Below are 15346 nucleotides of genomic sequence, written 5' to 3'. Positions count from 1 at the left end.
TTTGCCTACCGGGCGGAAGAGCGCCGTATGACGCCTCGTCGCCGCGGTAAGATTTCCCGACGACAGACCCGGAGACGGCATGCGGCCGGCGACCGGGCACTTGGCGAAGCGCTGCTTTCGGCGCTGGCCACCCGCTTTCTTCTCAGAATTTCGGAGGTTTTTTGGAGATGTTCGACTTTACGACCGAAATCGACCGTTCGGGCACCTATTCGCTCAAGTGGAACGTGGCCGAAGGGGAGCTCCCCGCTTGGGTCGCGGACATGGACTTTCGAACGGCGCCCGTCATCGTTGAGGCCGCAACGCGTGCGGCCGCGCGCGGGCTCTACGGCTACACGATCGTGCCGGACGAATTCGGCCGGGCCGTCGCCTCCTGGTACGCCCGCCGTTACGGCTGGCACTTCGCACCCGAGTGCGTGCGCTTTGCCACGGGTGTGATGCCCGCCGTCCATTCGCTCGTACGAACGCTCACGAACCCGGGCGACAAGGTGGTGGTGCTTACGCCCGTCTATCACTGCTTCTTCCAGGCGATCGAAGAAAACGGCCGCACCGCCTCGACCGTTCCTTTGATCGAAGAGGAAGAGGGTTCCGTTCGGATCGATTTCGAGGCGCTCGAAGCGGCGCTTCGCGACCCCGCCGTTCGTCTCATGATCCTTTGCAACCCGCACAACCCCACGGGCACGCTCTGGTCGGAAGAGGACCTCCGCCGCATCGGCGAATTGACGAGCAAGGCGGGCGTTCCCGTTCTGTCGGACGAAATTCACGGCGACCTCGTCGACCCGGGAACCCGTTACGTCCCCTACCAGAAGGCAATCGACAACGAAGCGCGTCGCTTGAGTCTCACGTGCGTTTCGCCCTCGAAGACCTTCAACATTCCGATGCTCGGCGTTTCCGCCGTCATCATCCCCGACGAGCGGCTGCGCGCCCGCGCCGCCGCGGGTCTGCACCGCGATCAGGTCTGCAACCCCGGGGCGCTCGTGATCGAACCCGCTCTTGCCGCCTACAACGCGGGCGAACCCTGGCTCGAAGAGCTGCTCGTCGTTTTGGAAGCGAACAAGCGCCGTACGGTGCAATTCATCGCCGAGGAACTTCCGAAGGTGAAGTGCCGCCATCCGCTTGCCACTTACCTTCTCTGGCTCGACATTTCCGCCTACGGCGTCCCGTCGAGCAAGGCGGTCGAGGTCATCCGTCGCACGACGGGGCTCATCGTCTCGCCCGGGAGCCAGTTCCGTCCCGACATGGGCGAATGGTTGCGCCTCAATGTCGCAACGCAGGCGACGCGCTTGGACGATGCGCTCGGACGCTTGAAGCGAGGGCTTGAGGCGCTTGAGAAGGAAAAGGGTTGCTGATTTCAGGTCGCATGCAAGGAAAAAGCGTTCGACGGTTTCGCACCGACGAACGCTTTCGATGGTCACGGAAGACCGCGGAGGCGCTCGGAGTTGTTCCGGGCGCCTTTCCTATTTGCATCACCAGTTCGCGCCGAAGACGCTCCGGAAAATTTCCACGCCGCGCGAGAGGTCCAGGCGGTCGGGGTGGGTTTCCGCCGCCTGCCGGCGCGCTTCGCGTTCGGGGCTCACGGTGCCGCCCAAAGCGGCCGTCATGCGCGCGAAGAGTTCCGGGTCGATGCGGCCCCGGCAGAGGAACGTTTCAACGAGCGTGTTGCCGCGACCCGAGGCGACGAGCTCTTCGGACGTGCGGCGCATCCAGTCCTTCGACTTTTCGTCGTCGGGGTTTCCGCCCATCGTCGCAAAGCACCCGATGCGCTTTCCTTCGAAGCGCTTCGCGGCCTCTTGCATGTCTTCGGGGGCCATGCCGCGGTCGCACCAGAAGCCGAGGAGCACGGGGTTGTAGGGCGATAGATCCTCGGGGAGATCTTCGGGCTTCATGAGGACCGATCCCGGCCAGGCGTCGCAAATCGCATGCGCGAGCATGAGCGTGTTGCCGGTGCGGGAGCTGATCACGATGAGAGGCGTCGAGCCGCGGACGGTAGCGGTTTGGGTTTCGGAAGCGGTATCGAAAGCAGACATGATGAGTGCGTTCTTCGAGTTATCGTTTCCACCTAGTGTAGCCGTCCTTTCGTCCGTGCGTTCGAGCAATGCGGCGCAGAACGCGGATTGCTCGAAAATTTCAGAAAGAAAAACGGCCGGAGCACGTTGCACATACGTCCGGCCGCTGCATTTTCAGGAATTCAACCCGTTTTGCGCAATCATTCTTCGGCAGCGGGTTTCGTCTTCGTGCGGTGATGACGCGCGCGGCGCACCGAGAGACCGAGGTTGCGGGTGTTGAGTTTCGGGAGGTCTTCGTCGGGAATCGCTTCGCCGCCCGCTTCCTTCAGGTTGGCGTTGAGCTTTTGAATGACGGCGTTTTGTTCCTTCACGACGCGGGCGAGCTCCTTCAGGGCGGCGTCGCGGTCGGGGGACTTGTCGGCGGGCTTCTCGGCAGGTTTTTCCTCGGACTTTTCGGGAGCCTTTTCCGTTGCCTTTTCCGCTTCAACGGGAACTTCGACCTTGTCGGAATCGGTCTTCACGGTTTCGATCGCCTGAGCCGTAGCCTGAGGCGCTTCTTCGGTCACGTGGACGCCGTGAGCGAGCACGGTGCCCGCCGCCACGCGGACGTTGCGGGCGACGAAGGCCGAGCCGAGGAGTTCGACGTCGGGATCAAGGCGCGCGCCCGATTCGATTACGACGCCCGCGCCGTGCGCGATGTAGACCCGTTCGCAAAGCTTCGCGTCGGGGGCGATGTCCGCGCCCGTCAGGATGCGGTTGAGCGAGGAGACGAGGCCGCCCAGGGCCTCCCACTCCTGAAGCGCGCACCAGTAAGCGGCGCGCGAGAGCACGGCCGCCTGCCAGCCCGAAGCGCCGAAGACGATCCCGAGCGTCGAGCGACCGGTCTTCGTACGGTGAATTTCGAGAAGTTCTTTGGCGTACTCAAACATGTTCGTGGTCCCGATGAAGAGTTGAGGTGCCCGGGGCCCGTCGGCCCCCGGAAGTACCCATTGTGCCAGAGCCGCGCGAGGGCTTCGCGAGGCTCGCGGCAACTCAGGGCTTTTTCGAGCCCGCGCGGTCTTTCTTCGGGCGGATGATCGCCGCGCAGATCCCGCGCAGAAGGTCGATTTCGGTTTGGGTGAGGCCCGAACGGCCGAAGAGGCGCCGCGTGATCGGCATGAGGAATTTCGGGTGTTCGGGGTCGTGCACGCCGCAGGCGATCATGGCCTTTTCCCAGTGCGCGAAAAAGCCTTCGACGGCTTCGTTCGTGGCGGGCGCTTCGTGGCCGAAACGCGACTGCCAGTCGTAAAGCCCCCCTTCGTGCCCTTCGCCCGCAAGAAGCGCCATGTGCATTTCGTAGGCGGTGAGCTGCACGGCCTGGGCGAGATTCAAGCTCGGGCTTTCGGGGTCGGCGGCAATTGCGGCGGAGCCTTGGCAGAGCATCACCTCTTCGTTCGTGAGGCCGCTTCGTTCCGTGCCGAAAACGAACGCCACGTCCCCGTCGTAGTTCTTCAACCACGCATCCGTTTTGACGGTCGCTTCGCGCAAGGGGGACATGGGCGGCCCGAATTCGCGGTCGTATCCCGTCAGGGCCCAGGCGAAAGTGACGCCTTCGAGCGCTTCGGCGAGCGTCGCGTGCGAGCGCGAGGCTTCGAGCACGTCGATCGAACTCGTGGCGTACGCAACCGCTTCTTCGTGCGTGCGGTAGTCGGCCTCGCGGGGGGCGACGACGCGCAGATCGCGAAAACCCATCGTTTTGACGGCACGGGCGGCGGATCCGATGTTGCCCGGATGACTCGGTTCGCAAAGCACGAACCGAACGCGACGGGCGAGTTCCGGCGTATTCACTTCTCGATCGACTCCAAGAAAAAATGGAAAAAAGCGGACCGCCTATTGTAGCGGTCCGCTTCGCGGCGGTCGAATCGGGTTTCGACTCGAACTGCGGCTCGGGCAGCGGCTCAAAGCTTCGAGGGGTCCGGCATCGGGATCGCGTCGTCGGGGTGTTCGCCCGACCAGCCCGTCTTTTCGGGAAGACCGAAGAGCGCCGCGCGGTCTTCGTCGTCAAGCGCGAAGTTGAAAACGTCGCGGTTGGCGCGCATGCGTTCGGGGTCCGCGGACTTCGCAATCGGCAAAAGGCCGAGTTCGAGCGAGAAGCGCAAACACACTCGGGCGGGCGTCACGCCGTGCTTTTCGGCAATCGCACGGACGACGTCGTTCGTCATCAGGCGGCTTTGCCCCAGAGGCGCCCAAGCTTCGACGAGGATCCCGCGTTCGCGGCAATAGCGAATCACCTCTTCCTGAAGGTAGCCGGGATGGACCTCGATCTGGTTCACGACGGGCGTTTCGCCTTCCAAGGTCGCAAAGTGGTGCGGGAGGAAGTTCGCGACGCCGATCGACTTCACGAGGCCTTCGGCCTTGAAGTCCTGAAAGGCGTTCCAAGTTTCCGTGATCGCGCGCTTCCAGTCGGCGTCCTCCGCCGAGCGGCGGGGCCAATGGATGAGGAGGAGGTCGACGTAGTCGAGGCCGAGTCGTTCGAGCGAGACGCCGAGCTCGCGTCGGGCGCCTTCAGCCGAGAGGTCGTCTTTCCAGACTTTGGTGGTCACAAAGAATTCGCTCCGAGCGATACCACTCGTGCGAACGGCTTCGCCGACACTCCCTTCGGACCCGTAGAGGTAGGCCGTATCGAAGTGACGGTAGCCCGCTCGGACGGCCTCTTCGCACACGCGCGCGCCGTCTTCGCGGTCTTTGACGCGCCAGGTGCCGTAACCGATGCAGGGAATCGAATTCCCGTCCGAAAGCGCGTAGCGGTCGTCGGGCGACGTCGGGATGCGATCGATGATGGGAAGCATGGGAACCTCGGAAAAACGCGGTGAAAACGAAACGGGTCCTAAAAGGAGCCGAAACGGAAACGAGGAAGAGCTGGAAAGGACGGGTTCGAAGCGGTTTTGAGGTGCCTTCGGCCGTCTTCCGGCTGTCTTCGGGTGCAGGGTCATTGTAGCGACCGCCCTCCCGAAGCCGACCACCGGCTTTGTGTCCGTCCTTCCCGTCGTGTTCGGCGTTCGGTCGATTCCGTCAGTTTGCGGAAGGCGCGGCGCAGGCGCATTCGGAGAGTTCGGGCCAGGCTTCGACGAAGCAGTGCGCCACCGTGCGGAAGTCGCCGAAGCGCACCGCATGTCGGGCCGCGGCCGCAACGACGGGTTTCCCGTGGTAGGCAAAGCCGAAGCCCGCAACCCCGATCATCTCCAGGTCGTTCGCGCCGTCCCCGCCGCAGATGACGGCGGAAAGCGGCGCGTTCGCGACTTCCGCGAGCACTTCGACGGCGCGGCGCTTCCCGTCGGCGTCGAGAATCTTCCCGCCCGCAGGGCCCGTCACCTCGCCCGAAAGCGACCCGTCGGCGTTGAGGCCGAGCCGGTTCGAGACGAACCCCGTCATGCCGTAGCGCTCCGCCACGACGCGGGCGATTTCCGCAAAGCCCCCGGTGAGGATGTAGGTGCGAATGCCGTTTGCGGTGAGCATGGCGATCCATTCGGCCGCAAAGGGCGTGGGCTTCAAGCCCGCGATCGTCTTTTCGAAAATCGACCCGTCGGCGCCTTCGAGACAATGAACGCGTCGGCGGAGGTTTTCGGCAAAGGGCAGATGCCCTTCCATCGCAAGGCGCGTCATTTCGGCAACTTCCTTGCCGCGACCGACGATCGCGGCCATGTCGTCGATGCACTCGTTTTGAATGAGCGTGCTGTCCATATCGAAGCACGCGACGCGGAAGTCCTTGAGCGAAAGACCGGGCGTGAGCGCAATAAGGTCGATTTGATTCTCGATCGCACGGTTGCGAAGCTCTTCCGTAAGGCTTTCCGCTGGGACGTTCGCGAGGCGAATGAAGTCCGGGCGACGAAGGATGAGGTCGGCCGGGAACTCGCGGGCGAAACTTTCGAGCTCCGCGGGATCGGTCCCGCCGAGGAGGATGTCGATGCGGTCGTCCTTTCGGAGGGCGCTGGTTGCTTGGGTTTCGTGGGAGGTCATGTCGGTTTTGTTCGTTAGGTCGAGGCCGGTGTCTTGTACGGTGTTTTGTCCGGTGGTGCGTCCCGGAATGTTTCCGGGACGCTTGTCGAGACTATCGGGGCTATTGTGGTCCGCTTTGCGATGCGAGCGCTTTACTTTTCACTCACGTCTTCGGGAAGGCCCGTTTCGGCGCACCACCCGTCGTCGCTCGTGCGGTAGCCCGCCGTGAGGTAGGTGCGCCCCGCGTGGTTGATGCGCTCCAAGACCTGCGTGAAGGAGCCGCAGGTGAGCTCCAACCGTTCGACGGCGGGCACGAGGGGAAGCGTCCCCTTGGAGCAGGTTGAGCTGCCCTCCATCGCTTCGACAAGCAGGCGCCCGGTCGGAAGGGGCAGGAGCGCCTCGTCGTCCAAGAGCCCCAACTGATCCATGATCGTCACGGCCGCATCCGCGTGCCCCGCAGGTTCCGTGTGACGGCCCTTCCCGGGGAAGCGCGAGCCCGCGATCGCACAGACGCAGCTCAATTCCTGAGGCAGGAGCCCCCCGTGGTTCCCCGTCCCGAGTGCGAGTTCGCGCCCCATGACGAGGTCGCCCGTCGCGGGGTTGCCGCGCGGTACGATGCGAAGGTCGGGGGAACGGTCGTTGTCGGTAAAGACGAGCGCTTCGGAGAAGGTCCCCGGCACGCGCCCTTCGACGGCGTCGGGACGCGCTTCGTCGGGTTGCGAAAAGAGCATCCCGATGTCGGGCGAAGCCATCAGGGCGTCGCGGGCGCGTAGCAGGTTTTCGACGGTGGGATCCGTCAGCCAGAGCCCCGACGTGTACGTACCCACCAAGACCGCGTCGACCGTCTTCGGGTCGAGCCCGCGGGCGACATCACGGCCCGTAGCGACCTTGAAGCCCGCCTTTTCGAGGATTTCCGTCATGGAGATGTGACGGCGCACGACGCCGTGACCGTGGTCGGAAAGCACGACGAGCTGCACGCCCGCGTCGCGCCCCGTTTCGCGCCACCAGGCGAGCACCCGCGCGAACTCGTCGTCCGCATGACGACGCGCCGCGCGCGTGCGGTCGTCCCAGAGGCCGAATTCGTGCGAGGAATGGTCGGGTTCGCCGATCCAGAGGACCGTGACGTCGCCGAGGTTTTCGGCGCCGCCCCCGCGCAACTCTTCCTTGAAAAAGAGCTCGACCGTGAGGGCCGACCCCTTGAAGTCGGGGAATTCGAGCGGAACGCCGTTTCCGAACGCGTCGACGAGCGTTTCGCGGGCGTTCGCGGGTTCGGTTGCTTCGAGCTGATGGACGCACGCAACGACGTGCGTCGCGTAGCGGTCCGCATGCACGTGCTGCAGGCGCGTGCTTCCGACGGAATTCGCGCAGTAAACCCGCATCGTCATGCCGCGTTCGCCCAAACGGTCCCCGATCGAGGGAACGGCGACGACGCCGCAGCCGCCCTCAAAGCGTTCGTGCGCGAGCACCGACTCGACGCTCGAGCCGCGAAAGACCGCCTCTTCGGACTTCATGCCGCGGCGGAAATAGGTGTTGGCAATGACGCCGTGGTCCGTCGGGCGAAAGCCCGAGAAGATCCCCGGGTGGTTCACGTAGGTTTCGGTCGGAAAGTCCGCGCGGTAGTTCGTCCACACGTGGGACTCCGAAAGAAAGCTCGTCAAAGCGGGCATTTCTTCGGCCGTCACGGCGTCGGGCCTGAGGCCGTCGAAGCCCACGATCAGAAAGCGCGGATGCGCGGGAGCGGCGGTCTTCAAAGCGTTGTCGGAATTCGTCATGGTTGCGGTCCGTTGAATTTGGATGTGTTGAAAGCGGTTCTTCCAAAAAGGCTTCGGGAGCCGAACGCTCGCGTCCGGCTCCCGAGCAGTGCGTTGCGGTTTATCGCGAGGCGGGTTCGAGCTTTTGCTGCACGTAGTCGCCGAGGATCGACATCGAGAGGGTCGAGAGCACGATCACGACCCCGGGGACGACGGCGATCCACCAGGCGGTCGTGAGGTAGTCGCGACCGAACCCGAGCATCGTGCCGAGCGAGCTCATCGGGGGCTGGACGCCGACGCCGAGGAACGAGAGCGACGTTTCAAGGAGGATCATCCCGGGGAAGTTGAGCGTCATGTTGACGACCAGGGCCGAGGCGATGTTGGGAAGGATGTGGCGGAAGGCAATCCGCATCGTCGGGATCCCGAGCCCTTCAAGGGCCGAAGCGTAGCCCTCGGTGTAGGCCGAGCGCGCGAGGTTGCGCGTCAAGCGTGCGTACCTGTCCCACCCGTAGACCGCCATGATGACGATGATCACGGTGACGTCCGTCCCGAGGAAGGCGATGATCGTGAGCGCGAGGATGATGAAGGGAAGCGACGCCGTGAAGTCGACCCCCGCGTTCACCGCATCGTCCGCAAGCCCGCCGAAGCGCGCCGCGATGAAGCCCAAGGTCGTGCCGATCACGGCGCCGAGCACCGTCCCCGCCACCGCAAGGAGGAAGGAAAGGCGAATCGAATGGAGGAGGCGCGAGAGTACGTCGCGACCGAGTTCGTCCGTGCCGAGCCAGTGCGCGCTCGATTCGAAGGGCATCAGAAGGCGCCCCGTCAGGTCCATCGCTTCGATGTCGTAGGGAGCGATCCAGGGGGCGAGCACCCCCGCCAGGAAAAAGACGAGAAGAAGGAGCGCGCTCGCCGTGACGAGGCCGCTTCGACCCGCTGCCGAAATACGTGTGTTCATGTTGGTGTGTCCCGGAAATCAGCTTGTGTCGGTTGTCGTCCGGTCAGTTGTCGCCTTTGCGAAGACGAGGGTTGACGACGAGGGCGAGAAGGTCCATGCAGAGGTTGGCGGTCACAAGCGAGGCGCCCGTCACGAGCACGATCATCTGCACGACCGGAATGTCGCGGTTCGCGACCGACTGCACGAGGAGCTTCCCGACGCCCGGCCACGAGAAGACGTTTTCCGTAATGACGGCGCCCGCGACGAGGGTGCCTATGAAAAAGCCCAGAATCGTGAGGATCGAGAGCATGGCGTTCGGAAGGGCGTGGAGCCAAATGACGCGCGACTCGGGAAGCCCTCGCATGCGCGCGGCACGCACGCAGGGAAGGCGCATCGCGTCGATCATGGCGCTTCGGGCGTAGCGGGAGAAAATCGCCGCTTCCGAGGTCGCCATCGTCACGATCGGCATGATGTAGTGCCAGACGGAGCCGTTCCCGTAGGAGGGAAGCCACCCGAGCCAAATCGAAAAGACAAGAAGAAGCAGGACGCCCATGAAGAAGTTCGGCACGGCGTAGCCGAAGACCGAAAGCACCATCATGGCGCGGTCCGTGCGGGTGCCGCGCTTCAAAGCGGCGAGCACCCCGGTCGGAATCCCGAAAAGAAGCGTCACGATCGCAGTGGGAATCATGAGGCTCATCGTGGGACCGAAGGCCGAAAGGAAGACTTCCTTCACGGGCAAACCCGTCATGTAGCTCGTCCCCATGTCGAGCATGACGAACTTCTGCAAGTAGACGAGGAACTGCTCCCAGAGCGGGCGGTTGAGCCCCCACTGCTCGCGGAAGGCTTCGAGCGCCACCGCGTCGGCGGAATTCCCGAGCATGATGCGGGCGGGGTCGCCCGTGAGGTGCAGAGCGAAGAAGACGCAGGCCGTGAGCAAAAAGAGCGTGAACGCGGCGCGCAGAACGATACGGAAAATCAGAGCAAACATCGGTCAGAGCTCCTCGGAGGTCGTCGCGGTGAGAAAGGACGTGCCGTGAAAGCACGCGACGCCGTGACCCGACGCGTCCGTGCGCAGGGGCGGCACCGACCGGCGGCAGAGGTCCCGCGCCAAGGGGCAGCGGTTCGCAAAGACGCACCCCGCGGGGCGGTCGATCGGGCTCGGCATCGAGCCCTTCGGGTAGTACTTCACGACCGAGTCGTTCGCCCCCGGGGTCGAGGCCATGAGAAGGCGCGTGTAGGGGTGCTTGGGGTTGCCGAAGACGGTGTCCACATCCCCCGTCTCGACGATGCGCCCGAGGTACATCACCGTGACGCGGTCGCAGATGTAGCGAACGACGTTGAGGTTGTGCGACACGAAGAGCATCGACATCTTCGTTTGTTCGCGAAGTCGGTTGAGAAGTTCCAGCACCTGCGCCTGGATCGAAACGTCCAAAGACGCCACGGGTTCGTCGCAGGCAAGGAGCGCCGGACGGAGCGCCACCGCGCGGGCAATGGCCGCGCGCTGCAGCTGCCCGCCCGACATGACGCCGGGGAGCTTTCCCGCGTGGTGTTCGGGCATGCCGACGAGCTTCAGAACGTCGAGCGCACGGGAGCGCGCTTCCTCCGCCGTCAAACCCGAATGCACGATCAGGGGTTCGGCCACCTGGTCGACGATCGGAATGCGCGCGTCGAAACACCCGTAGGGGTCCTGGTAGATCATCTGCATCGAGGAGCGCTGTTCGCGCCAGCGCTGCGAGCGGGGTTCGGGATAGGCTTCGTTCTTGAAGAGCACCGTCCCTTCGGTGGGCTTCGCAAGGCCCAGCATCAAGCGCGCCAAGGTCGACTTCCCGCAGCCCGATTCGCCCACGAGCCCCATCACTTCGCCGTAACGGATCTTGAGGTCGATGTCCTGAAGGACGTCCCAGGGAGTGCGACGACCGAAGAAGCCCTTCCTGGCGTAGTAGCAGTGGCGCTTCACGCGCACGTCGACGATCACGGGGAAGTCGGTTTGCTGCGGCTCCCCGAGCGGATTGGCTTCCACGTCCGCACCGGCAGGGCCGACCGGCCCGAACGATTCGGCGTTTTCAACAAGGCGCCGTTCGTCGTCGGCGGCGTCGGTCGCATCGTCGGCCTGCGCGGGGCGCGCCTCGACCGGGGTCGCGGCGGACGCATGGGAGGTCGCGTTGGCCGCGGACGTACACGCTTCGATTGCTTCGAGTATGTCGGCGGTTTCGCGGATTTCACGAACCTCGCTTTCGTCCAAAAGGGCATCCGCGCAGCGGGTGCGCCGTTCGACCGTCGTGTCGCCTTCGGCCTCCGAAGCAACCGAAAGGATCTTCATGGCGCCGAGCGCGAGGCGGCAGGCTTCGCGGGCGAGCGGGCAGCGGCTCGCGAAGGGGCAACCCGAGCCGAGACGGTCGGGCGGCGGAATTTCGCCGGGGATGGGTTTGAGCGTCCCGCGTTCGCTTTCCATGTCGGGCATGGCGTTCAAAAGCCCTTCCGTATAGGGGTGTGCGGGCCGGGCGATCACTTGGGCGACCGGACCTTCTTCGAGGATGTGACCCGCGTACATGACGGAAACGTCGTCCGCCACGTCGTGCGCGAGATGAAGGTCGTGCGTGACGAGAAGCATCGACATGCCGCGCGCACGCACGAGGTCGCGCATTTCGTTCAAGAGCTCGCGCTGCACGACGACGTCCAAAGCCGTCGTCGGTTCGTCGGCAAGAAGGAGCTTGGGTTCGCCGGCAAGCGCGAGCGCGATCATCACGCGCTGGCGCATCCCGCCCGAGAGCTGATGGGCGTAAGCGGTCATGCGCTTTTCGGGGGCGGTGATCCCGACGGTCTTAAGAAGCGCGAGGGCCTGATCCGTGAGGTCCGCCTTGTGTTTCACAAGCGCCGTCGCCCCGGACATGCGGTTGCGGTAGTCGGGGTGACGGTAGGCGAGCGTTTCGGCGAGCTGCTCGCCGATCGTGCGCATGGGGTTCAGAGCCGACATCGCGTCCTGAACGACGAGACCGATTTCGGCACCGCGCAGCGCGCGGAATTCGTCTTCGGTGAGGCCGACGAGCTCGCGGCCTTCAAAACGGATCGAGCCCGTCGTGCGGCTCGTACGGCCCGCGAGCCCGAGAATCGAGCGCGCGAGCACGCTTTTGCCCGAGCCCGATTCGCCGATCAGAGCGTGGATGCGTCCCGTGCGGACGGAAAGATCGACCCCGTGGAGGACTTCCACGGCGCCGAAGGCAACGTGAAGGTTCCGTACCGCAAGGAGTTCGGAAACGGCGTTCGAAGATGGTGTCAGGGATGCCATAGACGTGCGACCGGAGGACTCTCCGGCCCTTCTTCCTGGGTGACGAATGCGTTGGGAAATGGGGATTTGGAATTCAAAGGGCTCCGCGACGCGGTCCGCCGCGTCCGGAGCCTCGGATGCTTTGCGCTTCTCGGCGAGCGCTCTTCGCAGAAAAGGGCGACCCCCGGCAGGAAGGTTCTCAAGGCCGGGGGCTGCGCCTCAATCAGCGGAAAGCGAGGTTGTCGGCCGAGAGGTCAAGGCTCCCCTGCATGACGTTCGGCGTCCACTCGACGTTCTTCTGCTTCGCGTAGAGCATCGGGAGGGCGTAGAGCGGGCAGGCCCAAGGGTTCTCGGCGAAGGTGGCGAGCATCCCTTCCCAGGCCTTCTTGCGTTCGGCGGCGTCCACCGAGCTCTCGAGCACGCGGCCGAGTTCGCAGAACTTCCGGTATTCGGGGCTGTCGGCAACGAAACCGGCATCGATCCAGAAGCTCGCGGGCTTCATGCGGCGCCAGAGCTGCGCGACGGGATCGGGGTAGTAGGCCGAGAACGAGGCGTTGTTGATCATGCGATCGGCGCCGTCGGCTTCGACCTGCGTCCAGTTTTCCTTCACTTCAAGCTGAACGTTGAGACCCACGGCCTTGAGCATCCCGGCAATCGCCTGCGAGACGGTGAGTTCCTGCGTGTAGTAGCCCGTCTGGATGCGCCAGACGATGGGTTCGCCCTTGTAGCCCGAGGCCTTGACGAGGGCCTTCGCCTTTTCGGGGTCGTAGAGCTTGGCGTCGAACTGCGGGAGGTAAAGTTCGCCGAAGGTCTTCGACTGGAAGCTGTTCGCGGGCGTCGTGCGACCCGCAAAGAGGGCCTGCACGAGGAGGTCGCGGTCGATCGCGTGAAGGATCGCCTGACGGAGCTCCTTGCTCGCCATGAGGTTCGAGCTCTTCGAGTCGAAGATCATGCCGTAGACGTTGTCGATGGCGCCGCCCACGACGTCGATGCGGCCGTCCTGCGAGAGGGGCTTCACCTGATCGGGCGTCACCTCGGTGATGAGGTCGAATTCGCCCGAGCGCAGACCCGCGACGCGGGCGGAGAGTTCCGGCACTTCCACGAAGCTCACGCGCGCGGCGGGAGCGGGCTTGGCCCAGTAGCCGTCGTTGCGAACGAGTTCGAGGCGGTTGCCCGTCTTGAAGTCGACGATCTTGTAGGGACCCGTGCCGATCGGCTTGCGGATCCAGTTTTCCCAGCCGCCCGCGGCCTTCCAACCGTCTTCGGAGACGATTTCGGAGGTGCGCGCCGAGAAACGGCGTTCGATGATCGGGTCGGGCGTCTTCATGGTGATCCTCACCGTATAGTCGTCGACCTTCGTCACTTCCTTGAGGTTCCCGAGGAATTCCCACGCGACGGCGCGGCCCGGAGCCTTTTCGCCCGAGAAGCGTTCGGGACCGAACGTGAAGACGACGTCGTCGGCCGTGAAGTCCGTGCCGTCGTGGAACTTGACGCCGTGACGGAGCTTGAATTCGACCGTTTCGGGCGAGACGCGCTTCCAGGATTCGGCGAGCCCCGGCTTCAGTTCGCCCGTTGCGTTGTCGGCCTTCAGGAGGGTTTCGAAGACGGAAGGCAGGTAGCGGTCGATCGCGTTGTTGTTCAAGCCCTGCGGCTCGATCACGGTCGGCAGTTGGGGCATGGCGATCACCATGTGGTCGGCCCCGGCAAAAGCGGCGATGGAAGCGGCCGAGAGCGTCGCGGCGACGATCGTACGGATAGCAAGCATGAGAGAGAAACTCCTAGGGGTCCGTCGGTCTTCTTGACCCCGCATCGGGTGCGTTTGAAGAGACCGAAAGGCCCGGGTGAAGATCCGCACGAAAACCGAAGACCGAAGAGCGCCCTCACCCGCCGAGAACCCGAGCGATTTCCGTTTTTTCTTCGTGCGGCTCTTTGCCGTGCGTTGCGGGCTTCGGGGTGTCGTCGGACGTCGTACTTCGTCGTATTTCGTACGGACCGAAAAATTCCTGAGACCGCGTCCGTGCAGGCGTTGTGTCTTTCGTGACAACGCGTGCGCCGTCCGTCGGCTCGGGAAGCATTCTCCGCCCCACGTGTGACATTTCTTTGCACGGCTTCATGAAGTCTTCGTGACCCGTTAGCCGGTAAACAGCTTGAGGACTTTTCAGCGCCCGTTTTCGTCATCGTTTCGTCACGAAAACCGACGTCCCTAGGGAAAACCACCGTGTTTTCCCCCACTTCGAGCGGGCTTTGCGTTAAACTCTTCGCCCGATATCGGAGGGCGGGCCTCGTCGGGCCTCTCTCCGCTTTGCTTTTTTAAAGTCCGCACGCGCTTTTTCGTTGCGCGTCCCCGGGCCCCGTGTTCTCTTTCAATTCGAGCTCCCCATGTCCACGTCGCAACTCTCCGCCTATATTGCAACGGCCGTCAAAGCCGCTCGCCGCGCCGCCAAGGAAATCCTCCGCGCCGCCAACGACCTCGACCGCCTCACCGTCGAAGCCAAGGCCGCCAACGACTTCGTGACGAGCGCCGACAAGGCCGCCGAAGAAGCGATCGTTCAGGAGCTGCAGGCCGCGTATCCGCGTCACGCCTTCCTCACGGAAGAAGCCGGTCGCATCGGCGGCAAGAGCGACTACCTCTGGATCATCGACCCGATCGACGGTACGACCAACTTCATGCACGGTCTTCCGCAGTACGCCGTCTCGATCGCGCTCGCCTACCGCGGCGAAGTGGTAGCGGCCGTTATCTACGACGTGGCGAAGAACGAACTCTTCACGGCCGCGAAGGGCCAGGGGGCGTTCCTCGACAACCGCCGCATCCGCGTCTCCGACACCGTAGACCTTCGCCGCTCGTTGATCGGCACGGGCTTCCCCTTCCGTCGCACGGACGATTTCGATGCGTATATGACGGGCTTTCGCAAGGTGGCCGAACGCTCGGCGGGCATCCGTCGTCCGGGCTCGGCCGCGCTCGACCTGGCGTGGGTTGCCTGCGGCCGCTACGACGGCTACTGGGAAGCGGGCCTGAAGCCCTGGGACATCGCCGCGGGCGGCCTCCTCGTTCTCGAAGCGGGCGGCCTCATCACCGACCTCGAAGGCGGCGAAAAGTGGCTCGAAACGGGCTCGGTCTGCTGCGGCACGCCGCGCATCTTCGCGAAGCTCCTCCCGCTCGTCGGCCGTCTTGAAAAGACGGAAAAGGCCGAAAAGAGCGAAACCGAATCGACGGCCGCGAAGAGCACGAAGACCCTGACGACGAAGGTCGAAAAGACGGCCGACGCCGCCGAAGAAGCCCCCAAGGCTGAAAAGGCTCCCGCCAAGAAGCGCGCTCCGCGCAAGCCGAAGGCCGCCGCGGAATAATCTCCGCGTCCGAGAGACCCGAATTGTCGCGGTCTCTTTTCGGCCCCGGCCGAGTCCCGGGAGACCCCGATCC

The 15346-nt window shown here is 64.2% G+C and carries 12 protein-coding genes; 2 read left to right on the top strand and 10 right to left on the bottom strand.

Features of this window, described 5'->3' with window-relative positions:
* The first annotated feature begins 167 nt into the window (after nt 1–167).
* Nucleotides 168–1346, top strand: a complete 1179-nt coding sequence (locus S6FBBBH3_RS04270; RefSeq protein ID WP_120176576.1) for a MalY/PatB family protein — start codon at nt 168–170, stop codon at nt 1344–1346.
* Nucleotides 1347–1463: 117 nt separating this feature from the next.
* Here the strand turns inward: S6FBBBH3_RS04270 and S6FBBBH3_RS04265 are convergent, their stop codons facing one another.
* From S6FBBBH3_RS04265 to S6FBBBH3_RS04220, 10 genes are all read right to left on the bottom strand, one after another.
* Nucleotides 1464–2024 (bottom strand): flavodoxin family protein, encoded by a 561-nt coding sequence (locus tag S6FBBBH3_RS04265; protein WP_120176575.1) that lies wholly within the window; start codon nt 2022–2024, stop codon nt 1464–1466.
* A gap of 179 nt (nt 2025–2203) precedes the next feature.
* Nucleotides 2204–2932, bottom strand: coding sequence for a hypothetical protein (locus S6FBBBH3_RS04260; RefSeq protein ID WP_120176574.1), 729 nt, complete (start codon nt 2930–2932; stop codon nt 2204–2206).
* A gap of 103 nt (nt 2933–3035) precedes the next feature.
* Nucleotides 3036–3830, bottom strand: a complete 795-nt coding sequence (locus S6FBBBH3_RS04255) for an RNA methyltransferase (RefSeq protein ID WP_120176573.1) — start codon at nt 3828–3830, stop codon at nt 3036–3038.
* Nucleotides 3831–3940: 110 nt separating this feature from the next.
* Complete coding sequence (locus S6FBBBH3_RS04250; protein WP_120176572.1) at nt 3941–4831, bottom strand: aldo/keto reductase; 891 nt, start codon at nt 4829–4831, stop codon at nt 3941–3943.
* Between the two features lie 223 nt (nt 4832–5054).
* Nucleotides 5055–5999, bottom strand: coding sequence for a phosphoserine phosphatase SerB (gene serB, locus S6FBBBH3_RS04245; protein ID WP_120176571.1), 945 nt, complete (start codon nt 5997–5999; stop codon nt 5055–5057).
* A 131-nt stretch (nt 6000–6130) separates the two neighbouring features.
* A complete protein-coding gene (locus S6FBBBH3_RS04240) occupies nt 6131–7750 on the bottom strand; it encodes an alkaline phosphatase family protein (RefSeq protein WP_120176570.1) in 1620 nt (539 codons plus the stop codon).
* A gap of 100 nt (nt 7751–7850) precedes the next feature.
* Nucleotides 7851–8684, bottom strand: a complete 834-nt coding sequence (locus S6FBBBH3_RS04235) for an ABC transporter permease (protein WP_120176569.1) — start codon at nt 8682–8684, stop codon at nt 7851–7853.
* 43 nt (nt 8685–8727) lie between these two features.
* Nucleotides 8728–9651 carry an ABC transporter permease gene (locus S6FBBBH3_RS04230; RefSeq protein WP_120176568.1) on the bottom strand — a complete coding sequence of 308 codons (924 nt, stop codon included), beginning with the start codon at nt 9649–9651 and terminating at the stop codon, nt 8728–8730.
* Between the two features lie 3 nt (nt 9652–9654).
* Nucleotides 9655–11949 carry a dipeptide ABC transporter ATP-binding protein gene (locus S6FBBBH3_RS04225; RefSeq protein WP_120176567.1) on the bottom strand — a complete coding sequence of 765 codons (2295 nt, stop codon included), beginning with the start codon at nt 11947–11949 and terminating at the stop codon, nt 9655–9657.
* Nucleotides 11950–12151: 202 nt separating this feature from the next.
* The gene (locus tag S6FBBBH3_RS04220) at nt 12152–13693 is read right to left on the bottom strand and encodes an ABC transporter substrate-binding protein (protein ID WP_120176566.1); all 1542 of its coding nucleotides are present in this window, start codon (nt 13691–13693) and stop codon (nt 12152–12154) included.
* A gap of 614 nt (nt 13694–14307) precedes the next feature.
* Here S6FBBBH3_RS04220 and S6FBBBH3_RS04210 point away from each other — a divergent pair.
* Nucleotides 14308–15273 carry an inositol monophosphatase family protein gene (locus tag S6FBBBH3_RS04210; RefSeq protein WP_120176564.1) on the top strand — a complete coding sequence of 322 codons (966 nt, stop codon included), beginning with the start codon at nt 14308–14310 and terminating at the stop codon, nt 15271–15273.
* The last annotated feature ends 73 nt before the right edge of the window (nt 15274–15346 follow it).

This window comes from Sutterella megalosphaeroides (assembly GCF_003609995.1).
GTDB classification, from domain to species: domain Bacteria; phylum Pseudomonadota; class Gammaproteobacteria; order Burkholderiales; family Burkholderiaceae_F; genus Sutterella; species Sutterella megalosphaeroides.
Note: the sequence above shows the minus strand (reverse complement) of the source record. Positions and strands in the feature narration are given on the sequence as shown.

Coding starts and splice junctions, on each gene's coding strand:
- S6FBBBH3_RS04270 (WP_120176576.1), top strand. CDS start 168: ATGTTCGACTTTACGACCGAAATCGACCGTTCGGGCACCTATTCGCTC.
- S6FBBBH3_RS04265 (WP_120176575.1), bottom strand. CDS start 2,024: ATGTCTGCTTTCGATACCGCTTCCGAAACCCAAACCGCTACCGTCCGC.
- S6FBBBH3_RS04260 (WP_120176574.1), bottom strand. CDS start 2,932: ATGTTTGAGTACGCCAAAGAACTTCTCGAAATTCACCGTACGAAGACC.
- S6FBBBH3_RS04250 (WP_120176572.1), bottom strand. CDS start 4,831: ATGCTTCCCATCATCGATCGCATCCCGACGTCGCCCGACGACCGCTAC.
- serB (WP_120176571.1), bottom strand. CDS start 5,999: ATGACCTCCCACGAAACCCAAGCAACCAGCGCCCTCCGAAAGGACGAC.
- S6FBBBH3_RS04240 (WP_120176570.1), bottom strand. CDS start 7,750: ATGACGAATTCCGACAACGCTTTGAAGACCGCCGCTCCCGCGCATCCG.
- S6FBBBH3_RS04235 (WP_120176569.1), bottom strand. CDS start 8,684: ATGAACACACGTATTTCGGCAGCGGGTCGAAGCGGCCTCGTCACGGCG.
- S6FBBBH3_RS04230 (WP_120176568.1), bottom strand. CDS start 9,651: ATGTTTGCTCTGATTTTCCGTATCGTTCTGCGCGCCGCGTTCACGCTC.
- S6FBBBH3_RS04225 (WP_120176567.1), bottom strand. CDS start 11,949: ATGGCATCCCTGACACCATCTTCGAACGCCGTTTCCGAACTCCTTGCG.
- S6FBBBH3_RS04220 (WP_120176566.1), bottom strand. CDS start 13,693: ATGCTTGCTATCCGTACGATCGTCGCCGCGACGCTCTCGGCCGCTTCC.
- S6FBBBH3_RS04210 (WP_120176564.1), top strand. CDS start 14,308: ATGTCCACGTCGCAACTCTCCGCCTATATTGCAACGGCCGTCAAAGCC.